Genomic DNA, 7,163 nt, shown 5'->3' with positions numbered 1-7,163 from the left:
TTTTGTACACCTTGCGCCTAAGAGTCCAAGGGTTTACCCCCAGAATCTCAGCCGCTTCAGTTATCTTATGCCGTCTTTGTTCTGCCATACATAAAAGTATAGCAAATAAAGTCAAAGTTTTATAGAATTAGTTATCATGCCGATTCCGGCTTCGGTAGGGATGACGGATGCAGCAACAGTTCGGCTGTCGAACGTTTCTCCACCATTTCCCGCGTAATCGTACAGCGAGTGACATCCTTACGCGAGGGTAATTCGTACATCACCTCTAGCATTAACTCTTCCACGATACCCCGCAGCGCTCGCGCTCCGGTTTTCCGCCGATAAGCTTCCTGAGCAATAGCTCGCAGCGAGTCTTCGGTAAACCCAAGCTGCACATTGTCCATCTTCAACAATTTCTGATATTGCTTCACCAAAGCATTGCGCGGCTGGGTCAAAATCTCGATCAGAGCTTCTTCATCCAAGGGATCAACCACCGCCGCGATTGGAATACGACCGATAAATTCCGGAATCATCCCGAACTTCACCAAGTCATCGGGTTCTAAATGTCGCAGTAAATCCGCCGCCCGTTTTTCTTTGGACTGACCTTCTCCCGGCTGAATAAAGCCGATTGAGCGCTTACCAAAACGCTGTTCAATCACCTTTTCTAGACCGACAAAGGCACCACCACAGATGAATAATATATTGCCTGTATCAATCTGAATGCAGTCTTGATAGGGATGCTTACGTCCCCCTTGAGGTGGCACGTTGGCAACGGTTCCCTCGAGCATCTTCAGTAACGCTTGCTGAACCCCTTCCCCCGAAACATCCCGTGTAATCGAAGGGTTTTCGCTCTTGCGGGCAATTTTATCAATTTCATCGATATAAATAATTCCCCGTTGTGCTTCTTCAACATCCAAATCTGCTACCTGCAACAGCCGCAGTAAGATGTTCTCAACATCTTCACCCACATAACCCGCTTCCGTCAGCGTTGTCGCATCGGCAACGGCAAAGGGGACATCGAGTACAGCCGCTAAGGTTTGCGCCAGTAAGGTTTTACCACAACCCGTGGGTCCCAGGAGCAAAATATTAGACTTTTGCAGTTCCACCGGATCATCTGCCCCAGCTTTGCCCTTTGCCTTGGCTTCAAGAAAACTTAGGCGCTTATAGTGGTTATAAACAGCCACGGAGAGGACTTTTTTCGCATCGTCCTGACCGATGACATGTTCGTCAAGATAGTTTTTCAGTTCCCGAGGTTTCGGAATCTGATTCAGTGACAAACCGGATGCCCGAGTGCGACGTTTTTGTGGGGGTTCTGAGCGGGGAACTTGCTGGGGAGCCGGAGCGCTGGAATCAAGCAACTCCTCATCTAAAATTTCGTTACATAAATCTACACATTCGTCGCAAATGTAGACTCCCGGTCCGGCAATTAACTTGCGAACCTGCTCTTGAGACTTGCCACAAAATGAACATTTTAGATGGGAGTCGTATTTAGACATAAGGAGCCTCTTACTTAATAGAAGTGACGGTGGCTTCGCTCTTGAGATTCTCTCGCGAGATAACTTGGTCTACTAAACCATACTCTTTGGCTTCCGCTGCTGACAGAAAAAAGTCGCGCTCAGTATCCGTGGCGATTTTTTCATAAGGTTGACCCGTATGATAAGCCATTAGCTCATTGAGCTGATTCTTATGATATAAAATTTCCTTGGCTTGGATTTCGATGTCAACGGCTTGTCCTTGGGCACCGCCTAGGGGTTGACTCATCATGATCCGGGCATTGGGCAGGGACATGCGTTTTCCAGGCGTTCCCCCGGTTAGCAGAATTACGCCCATATCCGTCGCCGCACCAAAACAGATGGTGACAATATCGGGGCGAATCTGTTGCATCGTGTCGTAGATCGCCATTCCCGCAATCACTCCCCCAAGTCCGAGAATGGGTCCACCGGGGGAGTGAATGTACAGCTGGATATCTTTAGTGGGATCTTCGGCTTCTAAATACAGGAGCTGGGCAATGATCGAGTCAGCCACCATATCATTGATTCTTGTTCCCAGAAACACAATCCGCTCCCGCAGCAGCCGCGAGTAGATATCAAATGCCCGTTCCCCTACACCAGACTGTTCAACCACCATCGGGACGATGTTGCTTGAATGACTGTTTGTACTATTTGTACTAGTACTATTTGTACTATTTGTACTAACAGAGTAAATTTCCGGGGAACTCCAGCTTGTAAATGAGTAGTCAGGGAACTGGGATTGCAGCATAGAACAAGGATTAAAGTATTTGTGTCAACAAGTGAATGGTTTTCCTGGCAGGTTTGAACACAGATGTTCTCCGGAAGCCTTGGGCGGGAGTTAACCCAGGTTAACTTCTAATTACCATTATGCCTTAGCAACATCAATACGTGCTGAAGGTGGCGATTTCTTTTGCCCAAGACTGATCGCTCCTGCTTGTTCTGGGTTAACTCCCCAACCCCCAAGTTTATTCGCTGGCTGCCGTTTGCTCAGAAGCATCAGGGGTGGGTGATGGTTCTGAGCTTTCCTGATCAGCCGTGGCTTCAGGTTGAGCGGCGGTCTCTTCACTTGCCTCAGAGCCAGTTTCCGGTGTATCCGTTGTTTCTTCGGTCTCTAGTGAGCCTTCCGGAACCAGTTCAATGGTAGCGTGTTCTTCCAACCATTGAATCGCTTTCTGTTTAAGCAAATCCGACTTGACGAACTCCCGCAAGCGTTGTGGATCGACATCTTGTCCTGCCAATTGTTTGATCACTTCCTGACATTTGGCATCCATCTGTTCATCATCCACGGTCAGGGATTCCCGTTTCGCCAGTTCCTCAAGAGCAAGGGATTGGCGCAGGCGGGCGATCGCATCAGGACGAGTTCGCTCTCGCAGTTGGGGCATCATTTCGGCGGTGAAGACTTTCTGGAGATCCATCCCATAGCTTTCCATCTGGATCGCCGTCTGGGTTAATATCGTCTGGACTTCCCGCTCAATCAAGGTGTCGGGTAGGTCAATCTCAACTTGTGCCACCAGCGCTTCGATCAGAGCATTTTCTTTATTGGTTTTGGTTTCTTGCTCGGCTTTTTCGGCAAATTGTTTGGCCAAGGATTCCCGCAATTCGTCGATGGTTTCCTCTTCGCTAATGTCTTGGGCGAACTCGTCGTCGAGTTCCGGTAACTCTTTTTCCTTGAGTTCTTTGAGGGTGAGGGTAAAAACGGCACTCTGGCTGGCTAAATCCTCTCGCGGATAATCCTCTGGAAATGTCACCGGAATCTCTTTGGTTTCCCCCGGTGTCATGCCCACAACGCCCTGAACAATGTCCGCCAGAAACCGTCCTTCTTCAAGTTCTAGCTGAAAGTCAGTCGCCTCACCGCCAGAAATATCAACAGCGTCTTCTCCCTCCGGTGTCAAACGACCCTTATAATCTACAACTGTCACATCACCCATTTGGGCGGGGCGGGATTCGACGGGAATCAGCGTGGCGTGCTGAACCTGACGTTCTGCCAAAAAATCATCCACCGCGTCAGGATCGGGTTTAACCTCTTCGGCTTTGACATTGAGATTCCCGTAGTCTCCCAAATTGATGTCTGGCGGCACATCCACCGACGCCGAGAATGTTAACGGTTGTCCCGGCTGGAACTGACTCAGTAGGTCTTCAAAGGTGGAAACCAACTTGTAGTTGCCCAGTGCCTCAATGGTTTCTTGGCTCAGGGCGTCCCGTAAACTATTTTGTACCAAATCTTCCAGCGCCGCTTCTTTGATCCGTCCAGGACCCAGACGCTGGAGCAAAATTTGACGCGGCACCTTTCCCTTGCGAAACCCAGGAATGTTGGCAGAGCGGGCAAGATTTTGCACGACCTTCTCGTAGACCTTCTTGGTCGTTTCGGCAGGAATTTCAATTTCCAGACCGAGTTGGCTCTTGGGGAGTTTTTCCTGAGTAACTTTCATTGACGCTTGTTTTGGAGACAACTGAATTTTAGCTCTTTCGGGAGGATGCATCACGCTCACTCAACAGTAGAGCGTGAGATGAATGACGAATGATTCAACAGCTTTGTGAGCATCGAGTTCTTTTAGAGGGTAATGCAAACACCTCATGATATGCTAGTCTGACAACGAGTTATTTTGAGTTCTAGTCATTGTTTCAGGGTATAAAAGAGACATAGATTGAGTCGGTCGGGCGGGGTTTCCGTATCTGATGATAGTACATTTAGAGCGTCTACAGCAGCGAATCTACCCCTAAACCAGCTAGGCTAGGCAAAAGGTTTCCACTGTCGAAGCCAGGAGAACTTGGATCGCCTGTTCCAGCAGACGTAGCCAGCTACGTCTAGAAGCTAGGATATGAATTGAGCTGTCTACTCATCAACTCCGAACGAGAACTGTTATCGTTAATTTGTCCCGTTAAGGGCAAGCCAACGGTCATATCTCAGTCAATTGGCGTAAACTTAGGTCTGTCGTGTTATCACAAGACAAGAATCACATTTGTTCAAATCTTATGGATTTTGTCAAAATATAGATTACATATTTCCCTTAAATAATGTTTTAAGCTTAAGAAAATTTAATTGTTTTTTGGCTACGTTAAGTCACTGTCCACAGAATCGATGTGTTAAAAAATTGGAGGTAGATCGTTTGTCTAGTCAAGTTCGCGTTGCTATACTGGGCGCAACGGGTGCAGTCGGCGCCGAGTTACTGGAATTATTAGAAAGCCGTAACTTTCCCCTTACCCATTTAAAGCTTTTAGCCTCACCCCGTTCGGCGGGACGGACTCTCCAGTTTCGAGGCGAATCCCTATCGGTGGAAGCCGTGGGGGAGGATTCGTTTAAAGAGGTGGATTTGGTTTTAGCCTCTGCTGGGGGTTCAACATCTAAAGCTTGGGCATCTAAAGCGGTGGAGCAGGGAGCTGTGGTGGTTGACAATTCCAGCGCTTTTCGCATGAATCCTGACGTCCCTCTGGTTATTCCTGAGGTTAATCCGGAAGCGGCAGCGAAGCATAAAGGAATTATCGCCAATCCCAACTGCACGACAATATTAATGGCAGTAGCCATTTGGCCCCTGCATCGGGTGCAACCTATCCAACGGATTGTCGTGGCTACCTATCAATCAGCTAGCGGTGCAGGTAGACGGGCGATGGAAGAACTCAAAGCTCAGGCGCAGGCAATTTTGCAGGAGCAAACACCACCTACGGAAAGCTTTCCCTACCCCTTGGCGTTTAACCTATTCCCGCACAATTCTCCGTTAAATGATCAGGGGTATTGCACCGAAGAGATGAAAATGGTCAACGAAACCCGTAAGATTTTCGATGATCCCCAGATCCGCATCAGCGCCACTTGTGTTCGAGTTCCTGTGCTGCGAGCTCACTCGGAAGCGATTAATCTAGAGTTTGCTCAACCCATGTCTGTCGCCACAGCCAAGGAGTTACTGGCTAATGCGCCGGGAGTGCGACTGGTGGAAGACTGGCAGGCGAATTATTTCCCCATGCCGATAGATGCTACGGGTAAGGACGATGTACTGGTGGGGCGAATTCGACAAGACTTGTCTCATCCCAGTGGATTAGAGATTTGGTTGAGTGGTGACCAAATTCGCAAAGGGGCAGCGTTGAATGCTGTACAAATTGCCGAGTTGTTGGTGGAACGAAATTGGTTAAAGCCAGCAACAGCAATGATGGCTTATTAATTTGTCATTGGTCTGATGTCCTTTGTTCTATCCTGTGGCAAAGCTGTTGTGTGTCTATTGTCGTTAGTTCAGAGTTGATTTTAGCTCTATCCCTAATGACTAATGACTAATGACCAATGACCAATGACCAATGACCAATGACCAAAGAGGAGTGAAAGAAGGGTGGTCAATTTTGGACGTGTATTAACGGCAATGATTACGCCGTTTAAAGAAGACGGTAGTGTAAATTATCAGGTCGCTGAGAAATTAGCGGCTCATTTAGTGGAACAGGGTACCGATACCGTTGTCGTCTGTGGTACAACGGGTGAATCACCGACATTGACATGGGATGAAGAGTCTCAATTATTTCAGGTGGTGCAAAAAGCGGTAGCGGGGAAAGCCAAGGTCATTGCGGGTACCGGATCAAATTCCACCCAAGAAGCGATCGCAGCCACCCAAAAAGTCGCTAAACTGGGGGTAGATGGTTCATTACAAGTTGTTCCCTATTACAATAAACCCCCACAAGAGGGACTTTATAATCATTTCCAGGCAATTGCTAAATCTAGTCCTGACTTGCCTGTGATGCTCTACAATGTACCGGGTCGCACGGGTCAAAACCTCCAACCGGAAACTGTTGCCCGTTTAGCGGAAATTCCCAATATTGTAGCGATTAAAGAGGCGAGTGGTAGCTTTGAGCAAGGCAGTCAAGTACGGCGTCTGACGCCACCGGATTTTGCCATTTACTCAGGAGAAGATTCTTTTACCTTAGCCTTATTAGCACTAGGGGCAAGTGGAGTCGTCAGTGTTTCCTCCCATCTGGTTGGTCTAGAACTCCGGCAGATGATTCAGGCTTTCCAAGCGGGTCAAACTGACCTAGCCAGAGACATTCACTTAAAGCTTTTTCCTTTATTTAAAGTCTTGTTTTGTACTGCCAATCCTATCCCCTTAAAAGCCGCATTAAAACTTCAAGGATGGGACGTCGGTTCACCCCGTCCACCCTTGAGTGATCTGCCGATGGAATTGGAACAACAAGTCAAGACGGTTCTCCAAGACCTTTCTTTACTTTAAATGGTCATCAATCTTGTTGATGTAGATGTAGTTGATGTAGATGTATAGGAGAGTTAAATTTTCATTAAAATAAATAAAACGAAATATTTATCTATGAACTACTCTTAATTTTTTGGGCTAAATTAGCCTATTGTCTTCTCCTTGCCCATCAAGGTGCTAGAGAGATAATTGATCGATAGTCCCATAGTTGTATCGATAAACTCTAGAAGTCCGCTCAGTTTTTAGTAAAACTTGTGAGTCCAGTTGAAATTAATCACAGCAGGCATTGAGCCAAGGATACCTTTTGGACAATAATCTCGTGTTCTTTGCTGTCTGAGTTTTCATTGTCCGTTATCCATGATTGATCACATATTATGTTCTTTGTTTCCGATCAGTTCACGCATAAATCAAATAAGAATGGCTACCCTTTATGACAAAGTTGAGTTAGTCTAGATTAGATTAAGATAAGTTTATTGCCAAGAATTTATTTCTCAAT

At 47.1% G+C, this 7,163-nt stretch carries 6 protein-coding genes; 2 read left to right on the top strand and 4 right to left on the bottom strand.

The window, feature by feature from the left end; translation table 11 throughout:
- The 4 genes from RIE73_RS32610 to tig all read right to left on the bottom strand — a co-directional run.
- The coding region (locus tag RIE73_RS32610) for a helix-turn-helix domain-containing protein (RefSeq protein WP_446402067.1) at positions 1-88 on the bottom strand (88 nt) is incomplete at its 3' end.
- 46 nt (positions 89-134) lie between these two features.
- Positions 135-1,475: an ATP-dependent protease ATP-binding subunit ClpX gene (gene clpX, locus RIE73_RS32605; RefSeq protein WP_446405121.1), complete on the bottom strand. Its 1,341-nt coding sequence runs from the start codon at positions 1,473-1,475 to the stop codon at positions 135-137.
- Positions 1,476-1,485: 10 nt separating this feature from the next.
- On the bottom strand, positions 1,486-2,238 hold the full coding sequence (gene clpP, locus RIE73_RS32600; RefSeq protein WP_446405120.1) for an ATP-dependent Clp endopeptidase proteolytic subunit ClpP: 753 nt from the start codon (positions 2,236-2,238) through the stop codon (positions 1,486-1,488).
- Positions 2,239-2,455: 217 nt separating this feature from the next.
- Positions 2,456-3,919, bottom strand: a complete 1,464-nt coding sequence (gene tig, locus RIE73_RS32595; RefSeq protein WP_446405119.1) for a trigger factor — start codon at positions 3,917-3,919, stop codon at positions 2,456-2,458.
- A 678-nt stretch (positions 3,920-4,597) separates the two neighbouring features.
- Between tig and RIE73_RS32590 the strand changes: the two genes are divergently transcribed.
- Positions 4,598-5,641, top strand: a complete 1,044-nt coding sequence (locus RIE73_RS32590) for an aspartate-semialdehyde dehydrogenase (RefSeq protein ID WP_446405118.1) — start codon at positions 4,598-4,600, stop codon at positions 5,639-5,641.
- A gap of 162 nt (positions 5,642-5,803) precedes the next feature.
- Positions 5,804-6,688 (top strand): 4-hydroxy-tetrahydrodipicolinate synthase, encoded by an 885-nt coding sequence (gene dapA / locus RIE73_RS32585; RefSeq protein ID WP_446405117.1) that lies wholly within the window; start codon positions 5,804-5,806, stop codon positions 6,686-6,688.
- Positions 6,689-7,163: the final 475 nt, after the last annotated feature.

The sequence above is a fragment of the Coleofasciculus sp. C1-SOL-03 genome, assembly GCF_040220555.1.
In the GTDB taxonomy this organism is placed as follows: Bacteria; Cyanobacteriota; Cyanobacteriia; order Cyanobacteriales; family Coleofasciculaceae; genus Coleofasciculus.
The sequence above is the reverse complement of the archived record's forward strand: the minus strand, read 5'-3'. Positions and strand labels throughout refer to the sequence as shown.